Origin of the sequence: Bacillus sp. RB3, from assembly GCF_030164735.1 — a bacterium.
Taxonomy (GTDB): Bacteria; Bacillota; Bacilli; order Bacillales; family Bacillaceae_G; genus Bacillus_A; species Bacillus_A cereus.
The window spans coordinates 303,790-318,330 of record NZ_JASNGE010000002.1 but is presented as its reverse complement, the minus strand read 5'-3'; the positions used below and the strand labels follow the sequence as shown (position 1 = coordinate 318,330).

Sequence of the window (14,541 nt, the reverse complement as noted above, 5' to 3'; positions counted from 1 at the left end):
CTTTTTTTGTGATATTATATATGAAAAGGAAGGTGATGGATATGTCAACAAACAATCAAATAGAACAAAACTGTTTCATTTGCAAAAAACATATAGGAAATATTATAGTTCCAGGTGGAGCTATTTACGAAGATGAACTCGTTTACGTTGGACATGTTCACTGGGATAGTGAAGAAACATACCTGGGTTATGTAATGATAGATATAAAAAGACATGTACCTGGCCTTGCTGAACTAACAGATGAAGAAGCGAAAGCGTTCGGACTTATAACAAGTAGAGTAAGTAAAGCGCTAAAAGAAAGCGAAGGTGCAGAGCATATTTACACTTTTGTTTCAGGAAATGGTGTACCACATATGCATATGCACATTATTCCGCGTTATCCGAATACACCAAAAGAGTTTTGGTCACCAACCGAGATAGCGAAATGGACTGGCGCACCATATGGTGACGAAGAGAAAATAAAAAAACTATGTGAAAGAATACGAAAGTATATGGTAAATGAGTATGCATACAACAAATAATACACAATATTCATGGGTTGGAAATATAGAAATGTGTTTAGGAGAAATTTCAGTTAAACAATATGGTGATATTGTACTTGGTAAATATGGCGGGAATAAAAGTGCTGGAGCGAAAAAGAATGAAGATGGTGCATTAGTTTGGTCAAATGGTGAATGGGAATTTGCAGCTATATTAGATGGACATAATAGTGCAGAAAGTGTTGATTTAGTAGTAAATACAATCGAAAAAGAATATGAAAATATAAAAGTAATTTTGAATGAACCAATTAATACAGTGTTTCAATCTGTTGAAAATCATATACTGACAATTTTTCAGGCATCTTCATTTAAGGAAAAGTGCAAAAAAATTAAAGGTGAAACAGCTTGCTTACTATGTGTAAGGAAAGAAAATTATATATGGTGGCTTTCTATCGGTGATTGTTTAGTGTATGTATTTCATGAAGAGTTACATAAGTTAGGACAATATGCATTAAATCAACGTCATTTTTACGAATGGATTGGAAATGTAAACACATTTGATTTACCTGTTCCTTGCTATTCATCAGGTATTCGTGAATTACGTACTGGAAAGAACCGAATTGTAATGGTGACAGATGGAGTATTAGAATGCGGGGAACGCCGATATGAAATACCTGTAAATTTGTATAATGCTATGAACAGAAATGATAAAACACTTAAAGAAAATATTCACAATGTTTTAGAACACGTGCATCATCAGTTGGGACGTGATAGTGCGACAATTATTAGTTGGGACGTAGAAAATAAAAGGAATGCTACGTATCCGAGTGATCAGCCGGAGAAAAGGTAAAGGAGGAAACATCACTGTTATGGGTTAAAGGAATTTTATTAATAGTATGGATTATATCCTTAGTTGTTTTTGAAAAAGTAGTGAGGAAAAAACTAAATATACCGAAACAAACAGACTGGAATAGTAAATATGTAAACAACTTTCATAAATGGGGCACTAGGGCTCTTATTATTTCTTATATAATTTTTACGATGATATGTGCTACTTTAAATCCCGTTTATATTAGTAATTTACCCATTTTATTTTTAATAACTTTATACTGCTTTCAATCATTTATGGAGTGGAAATTTGATAAAGAATCGAGGGAATATGTCATTTCTTTAGGAACGGTTCCGCTATTAGTAATAACAGGAATTATTCTTAATTTTTTCTTTTATACCTATTGGATTTAATCATATGTGGAATGAATGGGGAGACAAAATGAAAAATCCTAAATTACGTGCTGAAGCAATGATTTTAAATGAAGATCATTCTAAAGTACTTGTACAATGCGATGAAAATGAATCATTTTATCGTTTTCCAGGTGGCTCTATTGAATTTGGTGAAACGTCAAAAGAAGCAATAATTCGAGAGTTAATAGAAGAATACGATTTGAAAGTTGATGTTCAAGAGTTAGCAATTGTAAATGAACACATTTTTGAGTGGGACAACGAAAAAGGTCATCATTGTACATTGATACATTGGGGGACTGTTGAAAAAATCATTACAAATGAAATAAGGCATAAAGAGCATGAGGATATTATATTAATTTGGAAAAGTCTAGAGGAATTACAGGAGAAGCCGACATATCCTGAAGGCATCATAAGTTATTTAGAAGGGGATAACCGTAATATAGTCCAATTTATTTCAAGTAATTAAATGAAATAATAGGAGGGGTGAAAATGGGAGGTTCTACTTTTTGGATTATAACTATTGTTTTTTGTATAGCTGCCTATTTTCTCGATAAGTTTTTAAGAAAAAAATTGAATATGCCCAAGGGTGGTTTTTGGGGATATAAAAAACATGTAAATAGTTTACATAAAAAATTGGAAATAGGACTACTTTTTATTTATTTAATAACTAGCTTTATGTTTATCTTTAAATTTGAAAGTATTAATATTGCTTATGTCATTTTTACTTATTTAGGTGGGACGTTAATCTTAAGAGCATTGATGGAATGGAAGTATGATAGAGAGTCGAAAGAATATATATTTTCGGTAATTGGGGTATTCACGTTTATTTTTATGACTTCGATACTATTTTACTTCTTTCCACCTGCTGTATAATAAAAATTTGATAGTACAAATAATGAAATAACTAATAAACAAGAAACCATTTACTACTAAATGGTTTCTTGTTTATTTAAGCATTTATTTTAGTTAATATAGATGTAATGAAATTAGTTTTATCCTCTGCATACTTATGTTTATCAGTAGGATTAGCTTGTGAAAGTTGAATCTTTAACTGTTCATACTGCATGCGTGCAGTTTTATTGTCTATTAAGTAATCACGAAATTGTAATTGTTCTATTAAATATGTATTCCCTTGTTCATACATATGAATTTGATGAGTTCTTGGTTCACCTTTATTAAAATAGTATCTTTCGGGTAATACTTCTTTTCTATATTTATAGTTTAGTAGTTCTAACTTTTTAATACAATGTATACCGTCCGTATAATTTTCTAATTCAATTGCTATATCAATAATTGGCTTTGCACTTAAATATGGAATAGAAGTACTACCAATATGGTGTATCGCTAAAATATGTTCGCCAATTTGTTCCTCAATGAGTTGTTTCTCTTTCATAAACTCAATTTCCCATTCTTCAGTCCACGGCACTAAAAACACTTTCCCATACGGTAAACCTAACATTTAATTAGCATCCCTTTCAAAATAGTTTTCAAAAAGTTTATTACATTTTCTTAAAGCTTCTCAAAACAAGATATTCCCACAATCTCCAAGGAAGAATCTTCTTCGCAAAGATCATAAATTTCACACCTTTACCGATTGGATATCGTAAATTTGTACGCTTAGATTCAGCAATTTCTACAATTTTATTAGCAACATCTATCGGATTACCAAATGTATCACTGCCGCTATTAATATGTTTTTGTATTTTATCCATATACTCTTTGTAAGGAGATGTTGTATCAGATTGGTTTTCAGCGAGTTGTTTCCCAACCTCCCATATGTTTGTGTTATAAGAACCTGGTTCAATTAAAGCAACATCTATTCCGAAAGGTTTTACTTCTAAGCGAAGTGATTCACTCCAGCCTTCTAATGCATATTTTGAAGATACATAAGGAGATAAACCAGGGAATCCAACTTGGCCGCTAATGCTGCTAATATTAATGATTTTTCCACTTCTTTGTTTTCTCATATACGGTAAGACAAGCTGGGTAATTGATATAGCCCCAAATAGGTTCGTTTCAAATTGTTTGCGGTATTCCTCTACTGGAATTTCTTCTACAAAGCCCCCATTTGCATATCCTGCGTTATTAACAAGAAGGTCTACTTTTTGTATTTCTTTTAAAAATAATTGGAAGTTATGTATAGAATTTTGATCGGTTACATCTAATTGTTGAACTTTTATATTTTGCTGTAAGTTGAGTTCAGTAACTTGAGATAGTAAGGTTCCTTGTTTTTCTAGGTTTCGCATTGTAGCAATGACTAAATAGTCTTTTTTCGCAAGTTCAAGCGTTGCTAATAGGCCGAATCCACTTGAAGCCCCAGTAATAATTGCAATTTTTTTATTCATTGTCGGCTCGCTTTCTTTTTCTTTTATCATAACGAGATATAAAGGTAAAAGCTATTTATTGTATAAAGATATTTGTTATAATTGAAAAAAATTATCAATTGATTGTAATTTGTATATAAAAGGAGTGTGGATTTCATGAAGACTAACAGTTTTCATGATATTTTTAGTAAATATTTTCATGGGTTACAAGTTGTAGAAGAAAGATATATGTATGTGCCAAAAACAATAGGTATGGGTGAAGTGCGAAGGTGGAGCTCGTTTTCTGGAATGGAAATAGTGCTATCAAATTACCAGTTTCATAAAAACCATCGCATTCAATTTGCATCGGATGCAGCAATGGTGGAACTTAATTTTTGTTTACAAGGATCCGGGGAAGTACAAGTTGGTTACTCTACAAATAAATTAATGGCTGGGAATAGCTATTTATATTTTATGAATGACTTTGAAGTTCTATTTGAATATGAAAAAGAAACTCCACTATATTCATTAGCAATTGGAATTCCTGTACAGTTGTTTAATCATTTCATGCTAAATTGTGCTATTGAAAAAAGTCATGATTTTCATACTATAATAGGAAATCAATCTTTTAAAAAGTTTCAAACCCCCATTGATGCCCTAACATCTAATATTATTAAGAGAATGTTAGAGAATCCCCAAAAGGATCGTATTAATCAACTCGAAATAGAAAGTAAAGCGCTCGAATTGCTTTCTATATACTTTGGGAAAGTATTACTGAATGATCGTGATGCAAATAAAAGGAGCCAATTATCCAAAAAGGATTTAAATAAAATAAAACAAGCTGAAGAAATTTTACTTCAAAGAATGGAGTCACCCCCATCATTATTAGAATTGGCTAAAATAGTAGGATTAAATGATTATAAATTAAAAATTGGTTTTAAAGAATTATTTGGCACGTCCACATTTGCATATTTAAGAGAACAGCGAATGGAAAGAGCAATGCTTTTATTGCGTTCGGGAACTAGTAATGTGACCGAAACGGCAGTTGCTGTTGGATACAATAATATTAGTCATTTTTCAGAGTCATTTAAAAAGAAATATGGAATGAAACCTTCTGAAATTTTGCGTATGTATTAAAAATCCGTTATACCGTAAACTCCTCCACCATTTGGTAGTTGTATTTTGTCATAATCATTATAATTACAATCAACATCCAATTGGAAATAATTTTTTATGGAGGAATTTAAATGAAAGAGCGGAATGAAAGTCATTTTTGGATATTTGTATTAATAGGAATCTTTCTTATTATAACAACAACTGGTTTCGCCCGTATGGCATATGGAATTATACTGCCATTTATGCAGGAAGGACTTCACTTATCTACGGCTCAATCAGGTATGCTAGGAACCATACTTTTTTTAGGTTATTTATTAACTGTAGGAACATCTGGAATATTTACTATCCGTTTTGGCGCAAAATCAGTTTTATTAATAGGCAGTTGGTTCGTCGTTATAAGCTTAATGGGATTAGCGTTTGTTTCTTCGTTTTGGATAGTTGCTTTTTGTATGCTATGTGCTGGAGCTGGTAGTGCTCTTGTATATACACCACTCATGTCAATAACGGTAGGGTGGTTTCCAGACAAAAGAGGAACTGTAATGGGATTGTTATTAAGCGGTGCAGGTATAGGTATGCTATTTAGTGGAATAATTGTTCCTTATGTAGTGCGCACATTTCCTGAGTATAGTTGGCGTGGTGCATGGTTTTTGTTTGGAGTTATTACATGTATCATTGTATTTGCCGCTTCAGTTGTTTTGAAAAATCCAGAAGTTACTGAAGATGAGCAAAAAATGAGTAATAAATCGTTTTTATGGAAAACGAAAGAACTATATATCATTGCATGGATGTATTTTATTGTTGGTGTTGTATATTTAATTCCAAATTTATATCAAACTAGTTTTATGATTGATAGTGGTATCTCAGCATCAATTTCGGGGACTGTTTATGCAATTGCTGGCATCTTTTCAATCGTAGGAGCATCTGTCTGGGGATTTATTTCGGATCGAATTGGTATAAAGAAGAGTTTATGTAGTGCGCTTTTATTAGCTATTATAGGTGATATGGCTCCAATTATATTTGGAAATATAACTGGTTTTATCGTGTCGGCAATTATTTGGGGTTCTAGCCTCGGAGGTATACTATTATTAATTCAAGTTGCAGCTTCAAAGCAAGTATCTCCGAAATATGTCTCAATGGCAATTAGTTTTATATCTGTTTTCTATGCAGTTGGGCAAATGATTGGACCTGGAATTGCGGGCTGGGTTATTGGGAGAAGTGGTTATGCATTAGCTTATGTATTAGGTGCTTCCGGTTTCTTTATGTGCATATGTATGGGGTTATGCTTAAAAAGAGGAAATCTTACAAACTCAGCGTATTTAGAGAAGTGAGTATTGTCATGAAATGAATCTTTTTAACAGGAGGGAAGAAAAATGGTCCATGTGAAAGATGTATTAGCAGATCAGTTATTAGCAAATGCGAATGATCCCAGTTGGTATATGCCATTTTCAGATGCAGTTAAGGATTTATCTGAGAGGGAAGCTTTCTGGAAACCGAATGAAGAGTGTAATAGTATAGCCGAAATCGTACAACATTTACTGTATTGGAACTCTACGTGGCAAACTAGGTATAAAGAATCACATGTTAATGCAGTACCCGCTATAGGAGATAATAATAAAAGTTTTATGCTTTCAGATAATCAAACTTTCGATGAATTACGGGAAAAACTACTAGAAAAACTGCTACAATGGCAAAATCTCATAAATGAAGAAAAGGTTGAAAGTGATGTAGTGGGATTTCCTGTTTCTGCAAAATGGTGGGAAGTGTTAGCGAATGTAACAACTCATAATGCATATCATATTGGGCAAATTATTTACATCCGAAAATTACAGCAGAGCTTTGATAATGAATAAAATAATAAGTTCTCAAATTAGGTGAACAAAAGTGGACAAAACGAGACAGATGTCTCATTTTGTCCACTTTTTTATTATGAAAGAAAAGAGAAAAACTATTAAATCAAGGATTAGAATTTGGCACGGTACTTGCAATATAAAAGATGATCAAGAAAATAGGAGGGCTGGACATGTTAAAAACAACTGAAAGTAAAGGGAATGAAATTACGAAAGAACAAGCTCGTTGGATGTATGAAAAAATGTTAGAGATTCGTAAGTTTGAAGATAAGGTACATGAATTGTTCGCGCAAGGCGTTTTGCCAGGTTTCGTTCATTTATACGCAGGTGAAGAAGCGGTAGCAGTTGGTGTATGTGCCCACTTAACGGATAGTGACAGTATTACAAGTACACATAGGGGTCATGGACATTGTATCGCAAAAGGTTGTGATTTAAATGGTATGATGGCTGAACTTTTCGGGAAAGCGACAGGATTATGTAAAGGTAAAGGCGGTTCCATGCATATTGCGGATTTAGATAAAGGAATGCTTGGTGCTAATGGCATTGTAGGCGGGGGTTTCCCACTTGCTTGCGGTTCAGCATTGACAGCTAAATATAAAGGAACAAAAGATGTAAGTGTTTGTTTCTTCGGTGACGGAGCAAATAATGAAGGAACATTCCATGAAGGGGTTAATTTAGCGGCGATTTGGAAGTTACCAGTTATTTTTATTGCAGAAAATAACGGTTACGGTGAAGCAACTACATTTGAATATGCTTCAAGTTGTGATTCTATTGCGGATCGTGCAAAAGCTTATAATATTCCAGGCGTTCAAGTAGATGGAAAAGATCTTCTAGCTGTATATAAAGCTGCTGCGGAAGCAGTGGAACGTGCGCGTAATGGTGATGGTCCAACAATTATTGAATGTATGACATATCGTAATTACGGTCATTTTGAAGGTGAAGCGCAAACATATAAAACATCAGAAGAAAAAGAAGAACATTTAAATGAAAAAGATGCGATTGTGAATTTCCGTAAGCATTTAATACATGAAGGTTTATTAACGGAATCTGAACTTGTTGATATGGAAAAAGCAGTAGATGATGCAGTACAAAGATCCATTGAATTTAGTGAAAGTAGTCCATACCCAGACGATGAAGAATTATTAAAAGATGTATACGTTTCTTACAAATAAGAGGAGGGTGAAAAATTATGACTAGAACAGTAAGTATGTCAACTGCAATTAATGAAGCGATGAAAATCTCAATGCGTCGTGATGAAAATGTAATTTTAATAGGTGAAGATGTTGCAGGCGGTGCACAAGTTGATCATCTGCAAGATGATGAAGCTTGGGGTGGTGTTCTTGGTGTTACGAAAGGACTTGTACAAGAGTTTGGCCGAAATCGTATATTGGATACACCAATTTCTGAAGCGGGTTATATGGGAGCTGCGATGGCAGCTGCTGCAACTGGGTTACGTCCGATAGCTGAGTTAATGTTTAATGATTTTATTGGTAGTTGTCTTGACCAAGTATTAAACCAAGGTGCGAAATTCCGTTATATGTTTGGAGGTAAAGCAAAAGTACCCGTTACAGTACGTACGATGCATGGTGCTGGTTTTAGTGCAGCAGCTCAGCATTCACAAAGTTTGTACGCATTATTTACGAGCATACCAGGTATTAAAGTTGTTGTTCCTTCCACGCCGTATGATGCAAAAGGCTTATTATTAGCAGCAATTGAAGATGATGATCCAGTAATCTTCTTTGAGGATAAAACACTTTACAATATGAAAGGTGAAGTTCCGGAAGGATACTATACAATTCCATTAGGAAAAGCAGATATTAAACGGGAAGGTTCTGATGTAACAATTGTCGCAATCGGAAAGCAAGTTCATACAGCGCTTGCAGCTGCAAAGCAATTATCGAAAAAGGGGCTTGAAGTAGAAGTAATTGATCCGCGATCTTTATCACCGCTTGATGAAGATACTATTTTATCATCTGTTGAAAAAACAAATCGTCTTATCGTTATTGACGAAGCGAATCCAAGATGTAGTATCGCAACAGATATTGCGGCAATTGTAGCGGATAAAGGTTTTGATTTGTTAGATGCACCTATTAAACGAATTACAGCACCACATACACCTGTTCCGTTCTCACCACCACTTGAAAAGTTGTATTTGCCAACGCCAGAAAAAGTAATTGAAACTGTATCAGAAATGATTGGAGACCAATCTTTATTACATGTGTAATAAAACGATGAGAAGGGAGAGAGACACATGGCTGTAGAAGTTGTAATGCCGAAGTTAGGTATGGCGATGAAAGAAGGTATTATTACGAGCTGGAATATTAAAGCAGGCGATAATGTAGCAAAAGGAGAACTGATTGCTAGTATTAATTCAGAAAAAATTGAAACGGAAATTGAAGCGCCAGCTGATGGTACGGTACTTGATATAGCTGTAAGTGAAGATGAAGGAGTGCCGCCTGGTACTGTAATTTGCTACATCGGTAAACCAAATGAAAAAGTAGAAATGCAGGAAAGCACACATGTGGTAGAAGAAAAAACATCTAATATAGAAGTACAAAATCAAGAACCAAATGGGAAAGAAGTAGCGAAGCAAAGAATTAAAATTTCACCTGTAGCGAAGAAAATTGCAAAGTCTGAAAATCTGGATATCAAGGCATTAGTTGGTACAGGTCCTGGTGGAAGGATTACAAAGGCAGATGTATTAAAGGCGCTAGAAGAAAGAGTAGCAAATCCAGAAGTACCTGAACAAGAAGAAAGTACAGTCGTTCCTGTTACTGGTATGAGAAAAGCAATTGCGAGTCGTATGCATGCAAGCTTACAAAATAGTGCGCAATTAACGTTAACGATGAAAGTAGATGTTACAGATTTAGTTGCATTACATAAAGACATAGCGGAAGTTGTGCAAAAACGATACGAAAACAAACTAACCATTACGGATTTCGTTTCTCGTGCTGTTGTATTAGCGCTTAGAGAGCATAAAGAAATGAACAGCGCTTATATAGATGATGCCATTCATCAATTTGAACATGTGCATTTAGGCATAGCAGTCGCATTAGAAAAAGGATTAGTCGTTCCAGCTATTCGCTTTGCAAATAATTTATCTTTAGTAGAGTTGTCTAAAGAGATTAAGGATATGGCACAAAAGGCGCGAGCAGGTAGCTTAAGTAGTGATGATATGCACGGAACGACATTTACAATTAGTAATTTAGGTAGCTTTGGTATTGAATATTTCACACCTGTATTAAATACACCTGAGACTGGTATTTTAGGTATTGGCGCAATTGAACATGTTCCTGTATATAAAGGGAAAAAATTTAAAAAAGGTAGTATGTTACCTTTAAGTTTAACATTCGATCATCGTGTACTAGACGGTGCACCAGCAGCTGCATTTTTACGCACAATTAAATATTATTTAGAAGAACCTATAACAATTCTTTTATAAAGAGAAGGTGAGAGAATGAGTAAATTAGTTGTAATTGGAGGCGGACCAGCTGGATATGTAGCGGCAATTACCGCGGCTCAAAATGGAAAAGAGGTCACTCTTATTGATGAAGCTGACCTTGGCGGAACGTGTTTAAATGTTGGGTGTATGCCGACGAAATCATTGTTAGAAAGTGCAGAAGTGCATGACATTGTGAGAAAAGCGAATGATTATGGGGTTACGCTTAATACAGGAAGTATATCAATTGATTGGGATCAAATACAGGCAAGGAAATCACAAATCGTAATGCAACTCGTCCAAGGAATACAATATTTAATGAAGAAAAATAAAATTAAAGTTGTAAAAGGAAAAGCGAAATTCGAAACGGATCATCGTGTGCGAGTTGTACAAGGAAATAAAGAAGAAGTAGTGGATGGAGAGAGGTTTATTGTCGCAGCTGGTTCCGAACCTACAGAATTACCATTCGCTCCGTTTGATGGAAAATGGATTTTAAATAGTAGCCATGCGATGTCTCTTGAGAGTGTACCATCTTCATTGTTAATCGTTGGCGGTGGTGTAATAGGATGTGAGTTTGCAAGTATTTATAGTCGCCTTGGGACAAAAGTTACGATTGTTGAAATGGCACCGCAATTATTACCAGGTGAAGATGAAGATATCGCACATATTTTAAGAGAGAAATTAGAAAGTGATGGCGTAGAAATATTTACAGGAGCTGCTTTAAAAGGATTAAATAATTATAAGAAGCAAGCTTCATTTGAATATGAAGGTAGTATCCAAGAAGCTAACCCGGAATATGTTCTCATTTCTGTCGGCCGAAAACCACGTGTACAACAATTAGATTTAGAAAAAGCAGGGGTTCAGTTTTCAAATAAAGGGATTGCTGTGAACGAACATATGCAAACGAACGTATCACATATTTACGCAGCTGGTGATGTGATCGGTGGAATTCAGCTTGCTCACGTTGCCTTCCATGAAGGAACGACAGCAGCATTACACGCAAGTGGAGAAGACGTGAAAGTAAATTATCACGCTGTACCTCGATGTATATACACAGCTCCAGAAATAGCTAGTGTCGGGTTAAGTGAAAAAGGTGCAAGAGAACAATATGGTGATATTCTCATCGGAGAATTTCCTTTTACAGCGAACGGAAAAGCTCTTATTTTAGGAGAACAAGTAGGGAAAGTAAAAGTCATTGTGGAACCTAAATACCAAGAAATTGTAGGGATTTCTATTATCGGTCCTTATGCAACTGAACTTATTGGTCAAGGAACCGTAATGATTCATACAGAAGTTACCGCTGATATAATGAGAGATTATATTGCAGCACATCCAACTTTATCTGAGGCGATTCATGAAGCGTTAATGCAAGCAGTAGGACATGCTGTACATGCTTAAATAGAAATATGATAAACCACTATTCTCTAAATGAAAGAGAGAATAGTGGTTTGAATTTTTATAGAAGAAATTAAATGTCTTATTACTATTTAATTTCAATCGCTGAAGTAATATCGTTCCAATCAGCAGCTAAATTAGCAGTTTTACCGTACCAATCAGCATGTTTAAATAAAACGCCTTTTCCATATCCTTGTGTTGAAGTGTGCTCCCAAAGTGTCGTTGAATAACTTGCAGAAGGTGACGCTGTACTTACAGAAGAAATTCTGTCATTCCAGCTAGATGGTAAGTTTTTAAAGCCGCTACTCCAATAAATATATTGGCCACCTTTATCTTTATGTTCATAAAAATCAGTACTACCAGCACCGCTACCTAAAGGATTAATTTTATTTTTAATTGCTTTTTTATCCTTTTCAATATACGCATCTAATGTTTCACGACTAGTAAAACCGTAAGCTAGCCAATCCCCATTTTCATTTTGCTCTGGTAATACCATAATAATTTGGATATTTTTCTTATCCTGATCATTTAATTTTGCAAATGAATTAACATTTTGTTCATCCACTTTTAAATAATCAAATGACTTAATTGTGTTGCTTTTTTCTTCAGCACTTACCGCACCTGCACCTAGTCCTCCAGTTAATGCAAAACCCGCTACTAATGTTCCTGCTACTAATTTCTTCAACATATAACCATCCCTTTTTGTTTGAATTTTTGTACAGGTGAATCTTGTACAGCTAAAATGTATTCTAATTTTATACTTTTGTAAATATTCTGAAGTTTTAGAAATAATAGGCGGAATATTTACAGTTTTACATTTTTTCTTTAGAAAAAATAGTTATTGGAATGATATAATAAGTGGATATATTGTTTTTACTGGATGTAAAGATGTTTTAGGAGAGGTGTCATTGAAATATTTTACAAGAGATTGGTATAAAAAAATGCAAGTTTTAGAATTTGTAAGTTTTATAGAGTCTATAAAAGAATGGTCAGAAATGGATATAAAAAGTTTAAAGGAAGAAATAGAGGAAAGGAAAATAGATTTATTAAAATTCCTTCCTGAATCGATATACTCAATTATACAAAACATCACAACTAATTCAAAATACCCATCTGGTGAACTGAAAAAACGTATGCGAGAGTGGTCAACAGATTATGAGAAAAGAGTGGCACAATTAGATCAATCATACGTAGAATATTTTAATTCCATTGAGAAAAAACTTCCGTCAAACGTCGCTCAGTTACACAAGACATCACTACACGATAGTGTAATTAAAGTAGTAAAGAGAGAATCAGAAGATACTTTGTCTATCGTATTAGATTGCAGTGGTACTTTTAGTGAATTTGATAAACTTGAAGTAACCTTTATAGGAGTAACAAAGTGTTCTATGCCGGAAAACTTTGAAAATGCTTGGTGGTTATATCATGAAATAGCTCTTACTGAAGATGGTTTTGAACTAGGTGTTTTATTTGACTCTCCATTTAGAGAAGTGACGATTTTCGCGGCAGATGTATTACTTGTGAAGAAATAATGTTGTATGGAGTATTACAAACGTTTGACATAATAAAAAAATAAAGTTATTGTAGATACATGAAGTCTACAATAGGAGCTGTATTATGAAATATTCTAAAGCTACAAATTATGCTCTTCATACAATGCTTTTTCTGGCAAAGGCTACACCAAATAAGTTAGTTAGTGTTCACCAATTAGCAGAAATGCAAAATGTTTCACCAACGTACTTGTCTAAAATACTAACTAAGTTGACGAAGGAAGGGATGATACATTCATCATCTGGTCCAAAGGGCGGTTACTCGCTTAGTAAGAATTGGGAAGATATTTCATTTTTAGATATTATACATGCAATTGAAGGTAAAACATCATTGTTTGAATGTTGTTTACATGACAAACCTGGATGTTTAATTAATGAAGTAATGCTTGCAGCAGAAGAGAAAATGGAAGAAGAGTTACGAAATCAAAAAATCGTAGATCTTGCGAAAAAAATAAAAGTGGATTTTTAATCTGCTTTTATTTTTAAATTAATTAAGGATAAAAAGACTCTTCGATATCTTTAATTGTAGTTAGAAAATGATATGAAGAAGGAGAGAAGATGATGACTAAATTTTGGAATGATCGATATAAATCAGATGAATATTTTTACGGGGAAGAACCTAATACATTTATTAAAGAACAAGCATTTCGTTTAGCAAATCACAATAAAGTAATAGCTTTCGCGGAGGGAGAAGGTAGAAATGCTGTATTTCTAGCAAGACAAGGGAACGAAGTAACAGCTATTGATTATTCGGAAGATGGATTAGAGAAGACAAAAAAATTGGCAGAGAAGCATAACGTAAACGTGCATACAAAAAAAGTAGATTTATTAGCTGATAGTTTGCCAGAAAATGAATATGATGCAGCAATTATGGTATTTGGACATTTTCATGATAATTATAAAAAAATGATATTAGGTAAAATGATACAAACGATAAAGCCTGGTGGTTTAATTATGTTTGAAGTTTACTCAAAAAAACAAATAAACTATAGTACTGGTGGACCAAAAGATGTTGATATGCTGTATGATCCAATTGATATCCTTACTTGGTGTGAAGAACATAAGGTAATTCATTTCTTTAATGGCGAACAAGAGCGAATTGAAGGGAAAGGGCACACTGGTTTAGCTGATGTTATTCAAGTTGTTATTAGAAAATGAATATAAGTGTTA

Annotated in this window: 18 protein-coding genes; 15 read left to right on the top strand and 3 right to left on the bottom strand. The window is 34.0% G+C overall.

The genetic code is table 11. The annotated features are described in order from the left end of the window. Positions 1-20 precede the first annotated feature (20 nt). Genes QO049_RS04495 through QO049_RS04475 form a run of 5 tightly spaced genes read left to right on the top strand, consistent with a single transcriptional unit; the run spans position 21 to position 2,594 of the window. Positions 21-521 (top strand): HIT family protein, encoded by a 501-nt coding sequence (locus tag QO049_RS04495; protein WP_002005170.1) that lies wholly within the window; start codon positions 21-23, stop codon positions 519-521. Next, a complete protein-coding gene (locus tag QO049_RS04490; protein ID WP_000557603.1) occupies positions 505-1,329 on the top strand; it encodes a PP2C family serine/threonine-protein phosphatase in 825 nt (274 codons plus the stop codon). Before QO049_RS04495 ends, QO049_RS04490 begins: the two co-directional genes overlap by 17 nt. Positions 1,330-1,382: 53 nt before the next feature. After that, on the top strand, positions 1,383-1,721 hold the full coding sequence (locus QO049_RS04485) for a DUF4181 domain-containing protein (RefSeq protein WP_074628857.1): 339 nt from the start codon (positions 1,383-1,385) through the stop codon (positions 1,719-1,721). Between the two features lie 28 nt (positions 1,722-1,749). Continuing rightward, positions 1,750-2,187 carry an NUDIX domain-containing protein gene (locus QO049_RS04480; RefSeq protein ID WP_000795350.1) on the top strand — a complete coding sequence of 146 codons (438 nt, stop codon included), beginning with the start codon at positions 1,750-1,752 and terminating at the stop codon, positions 2,185-2,187. Positions 2,188-2,210: 23 nt separating this feature from the next. Further along, positions 2,211-2,594, top strand: coding sequence for a DUF4181 domain-containing protein (locus tag QO049_RS04475; RefSeq protein ID WP_144501420.1), 384 nt, complete (start codon positions 2,211-2,213; stop codon positions 2,592-2,594). A gap of 76 nt (positions 2,595-2,670) precedes the next feature. Here QO049_RS04475 and QO049_RS04470 read toward each other — a convergent pair whose 3' ends face one another. After that, positions 2,671-3,180, bottom strand: a complete 510-nt coding sequence (locus tag QO049_RS04470; protein ID WP_000901213.1) for a GrpB family protein — start codon at positions 3,178-3,180, stop codon at positions 2,671-2,673. Between the two features lie 40 nt (positions 3,181-3,220). Next, positions 3,221-4,066, bottom strand: a complete 846-nt coding sequence (locus QO049_RS04465; RefSeq protein WP_222119494.1) for an oxidoreductase — start codon at positions 4,064-4,066, stop codon at positions 3,221-3,223. A 135-nt stretch (positions 4,067-4,201) separates the two neighbouring features. Between QO049_RS04465 and QO049_RS04460 the strand changes: the two genes are divergently transcribed. The 7 genes from QO049_RS04460 to lpdA all read left to right on the top strand — a co-directional run bounded on the left by QO049_RS04460 (position 4,202) and on the right by lpdA (position 11,824). Then, on the top strand, positions 4,202-5,161 hold the full coding sequence (locus QO049_RS04460; protein ID WP_000856359.1) for a helix-turn-helix transcriptional regulator: 960 nt from the start codon (positions 4,202-4,204) through the stop codon (positions 5,159-5,161). A gap of 110 nt (positions 5,162-5,271) precedes the next feature. After that, the gene (locus QO049_RS04455; protein WP_061139192.1) at positions 5,272-6,468 is read left to right on the top strand and encodes an MFS transporter; all 1,197 of its coding nucleotides are present in this window, start codon (positions 5,272-5,274) and stop codon (positions 6,466-6,468) included. A gap of 42 nt (positions 6,469-6,510) precedes the next feature. Beyond that, a complete protein-coding gene (locus tag QO049_RS04450; protein WP_023522154.1) occupies positions 6,511-6,990 on the top strand; it encodes a DinB family protein in 480 nt (159 codons plus the stop codon). 170 nt (positions 6,991-7,160) lie between these two features. After that, positions 7,161-8,159, top strand: a complete 999-nt coding sequence (gene acoA, locus QO049_RS04445; protein ID WP_098218577.1) for an acetoin:2,6-dichlorophenolindophenol oxidoreductase subunit alpha — start codon at positions 7,161-7,163, stop codon at positions 8,157-8,159. 17 nt (positions 8,160-8,176) lie between these two features. After that, positions 8,177-9,211 carry an acetoin:2,6-dichlorophenolindophenol oxidoreductase subunit beta gene (gene acoB / locus QO049_RS04440; RefSeq protein WP_000198898.1) on the top strand — a complete coding sequence of 345 codons (1,035 nt, stop codon included), beginning with the start codon at positions 8,177-8,179 and terminating at the stop codon, positions 9,209-9,211. Between the two features lie 27 nt (positions 9,212-9,238). Beyond that, the gene (locus QO049_RS04435; protein ID WP_098022668.1) at positions 9,239-10,429 is read left to right on the top strand and encodes a dihydrolipoamide acetyltransferase family protein; all 1,191 of its coding nucleotides are present in this window, start codon (positions 9,239-9,241) and stop codon (positions 10,427-10,429) included. A gap of 15 nt (positions 10,430-10,444) precedes the next feature. After that, a complete protein-coding gene (lpdA, locus tag QO049_RS04430) occupies positions 10,445-11,824 on the top strand; it encodes a dihydrolipoyl dehydrogenase (RefSeq protein WP_284489184.1) in 1,380 nt (459 codons plus the stop codon). Between the two features lie 85 nt (positions 11,825-11,909). Here the strand turns inward: lpdA and QO049_RS04425 are convergent, their stop codons facing one another. After that, complete coding sequence (locus tag QO049_RS04425; RefSeq protein ID WP_284489183.1) at positions 11,910-12,509, bottom strand: hypothetical protein; 600 nt, start codon at positions 12,507-12,509, stop codon at positions 11,910-11,912. Between the two features lie 220 nt (positions 12,510-12,729). Between QO049_RS04425 and QO049_RS04420 the strand changes: the two genes are divergently transcribed. From QO049_RS04420 to QO049_RS04410, 3 genes are all read left to right on the top strand, one after another. Beyond that, positions 12,730-13,353 (top strand): DUF4085 domain-containing protein, encoded by a 624-nt coding sequence (locus QO049_RS04420; RefSeq protein WP_000873444.1) that lies wholly within the window; start codon positions 12,730-12,732, stop codon positions 13,351-13,353. Between the two features lie 85 nt (positions 13,354-13,438). Further along, positions 13,439-13,840 (top strand): Rrf2 family transcriptional regulator, encoded by a 402-nt coding sequence (locus QO049_RS04415; protein WP_000877650.1) that lies wholly within the window; start codon positions 13,439-13,441, stop codon positions 13,838-13,840. A gap of 89 nt (positions 13,841-13,929) precedes the next feature. Further along, complete coding sequence (locus tag QO049_RS04410) at positions 13,930-14,529, top strand: class I SAM-dependent methyltransferase (RefSeq protein ID WP_002196577.1); 600 nt, start codon at positions 13,930-13,932, stop codon at positions 14,527-14,529. Positions 14,530-14,541: the final 12 nt, after the last annotated feature.

Coding starts and splice junctions, on each gene's coding strand:
- QO049_RS04495 (WP_002005170.1), top strand. CDS start 21: ATGAAAAGGAAGGTGATGGATATGTCAACAAACAATCAAATAGAACAA.
- QO049_RS04490 (WP_000557603.1), top strand. CDS start 505: ATGCATACAACAAATAATACACAATATTCATGGGTTGGAAATATAGAA.
- QO049_RS04480 (WP_000795350.1), top strand. CDS start 1,750: ATGAAAAATCCTAAATTACGTGCTGAAGCAATGATTTTAAATGAAGAT.
- QO049_RS04475 (WP_144501420.1), top strand. CDS start 2,211: ATGGGAGGTTCTACTTTTTGGATTATAACTATTGTTTTTTGTATAGCT.
- QO049_RS04470 (WP_000901213.1), bottom strand. CDS start 3,180: ATGTTAGGTTTACCGTATGGGAAAGTGTTTTTAGTGCCGTGGACTGAA.
- QO049_RS04465 (WP_222119494.1), bottom strand. CDS start 4,066: ATGAATAAAAAAATTGCAATTATTACTGGGGCTTCAAGTGGATTCGGC.
- QO049_RS04460 (WP_000856359.1), top strand. CDS start 4,202: ATGAAGACTAACAGTTTTCATGATATTTTTAGTAAATATTTTCATGGG.
- QO049_RS04455 (WP_061139192.1), top strand. CDS start 5,272: ATGAAAGAGCGGAATGAAAGTCATTTTTGGATATTTGTATTAATAGGA.
- QO049_RS04450 (WP_023522154.1), top strand. CDS start 6,511: ATGGTCCATGTGAAAGATGTATTAGCAGATCAGTTATTAGCAAATGCG.
- acoA (WP_098218577.1), top strand. CDS start 7,161: ATGTTAAAAACAACTGAAAGTAAAGGGAATGAAATTACGAAAGAACAA.
- acoB (WP_000198898.1), top strand. CDS start 8,177: ATGACTAGAACAGTAAGTATGTCAACTGCAATTAATGAAGCGATGAAA.
- QO049_RS04435 (WP_098022668.1), top strand. CDS start 9,239: ATGGCTGTAGAAGTTGTAATGCCGAAGTTAGGTATGGCGATGAAAGAA.
- lpdA (WP_284489184.1), top strand. CDS start 10,445: ATGAGTAAATTAGTTGTAATTGGAGGCGGACCAGCTGGATATGTAGCG.
- QO049_RS04425 (WP_284489183.1), bottom strand. CDS start 12,509: ATGTTGAAGAAATTAGTAGCAGGAACATTAGTAGCGGGTTTTGCATTA.
- QO049_RS04415 (WP_000877650.1), top strand. CDS start 13,439: ATGAAATATTCTAAAGCTACAAATTATGCTCTTCATACAATGCTTTTT.
- QO049_RS04410 (WP_002196577.1), top strand. CDS start 13,930: ATGATGACTAAATTTTGGAATGATCGATATAAATCAGATGAATATTTT.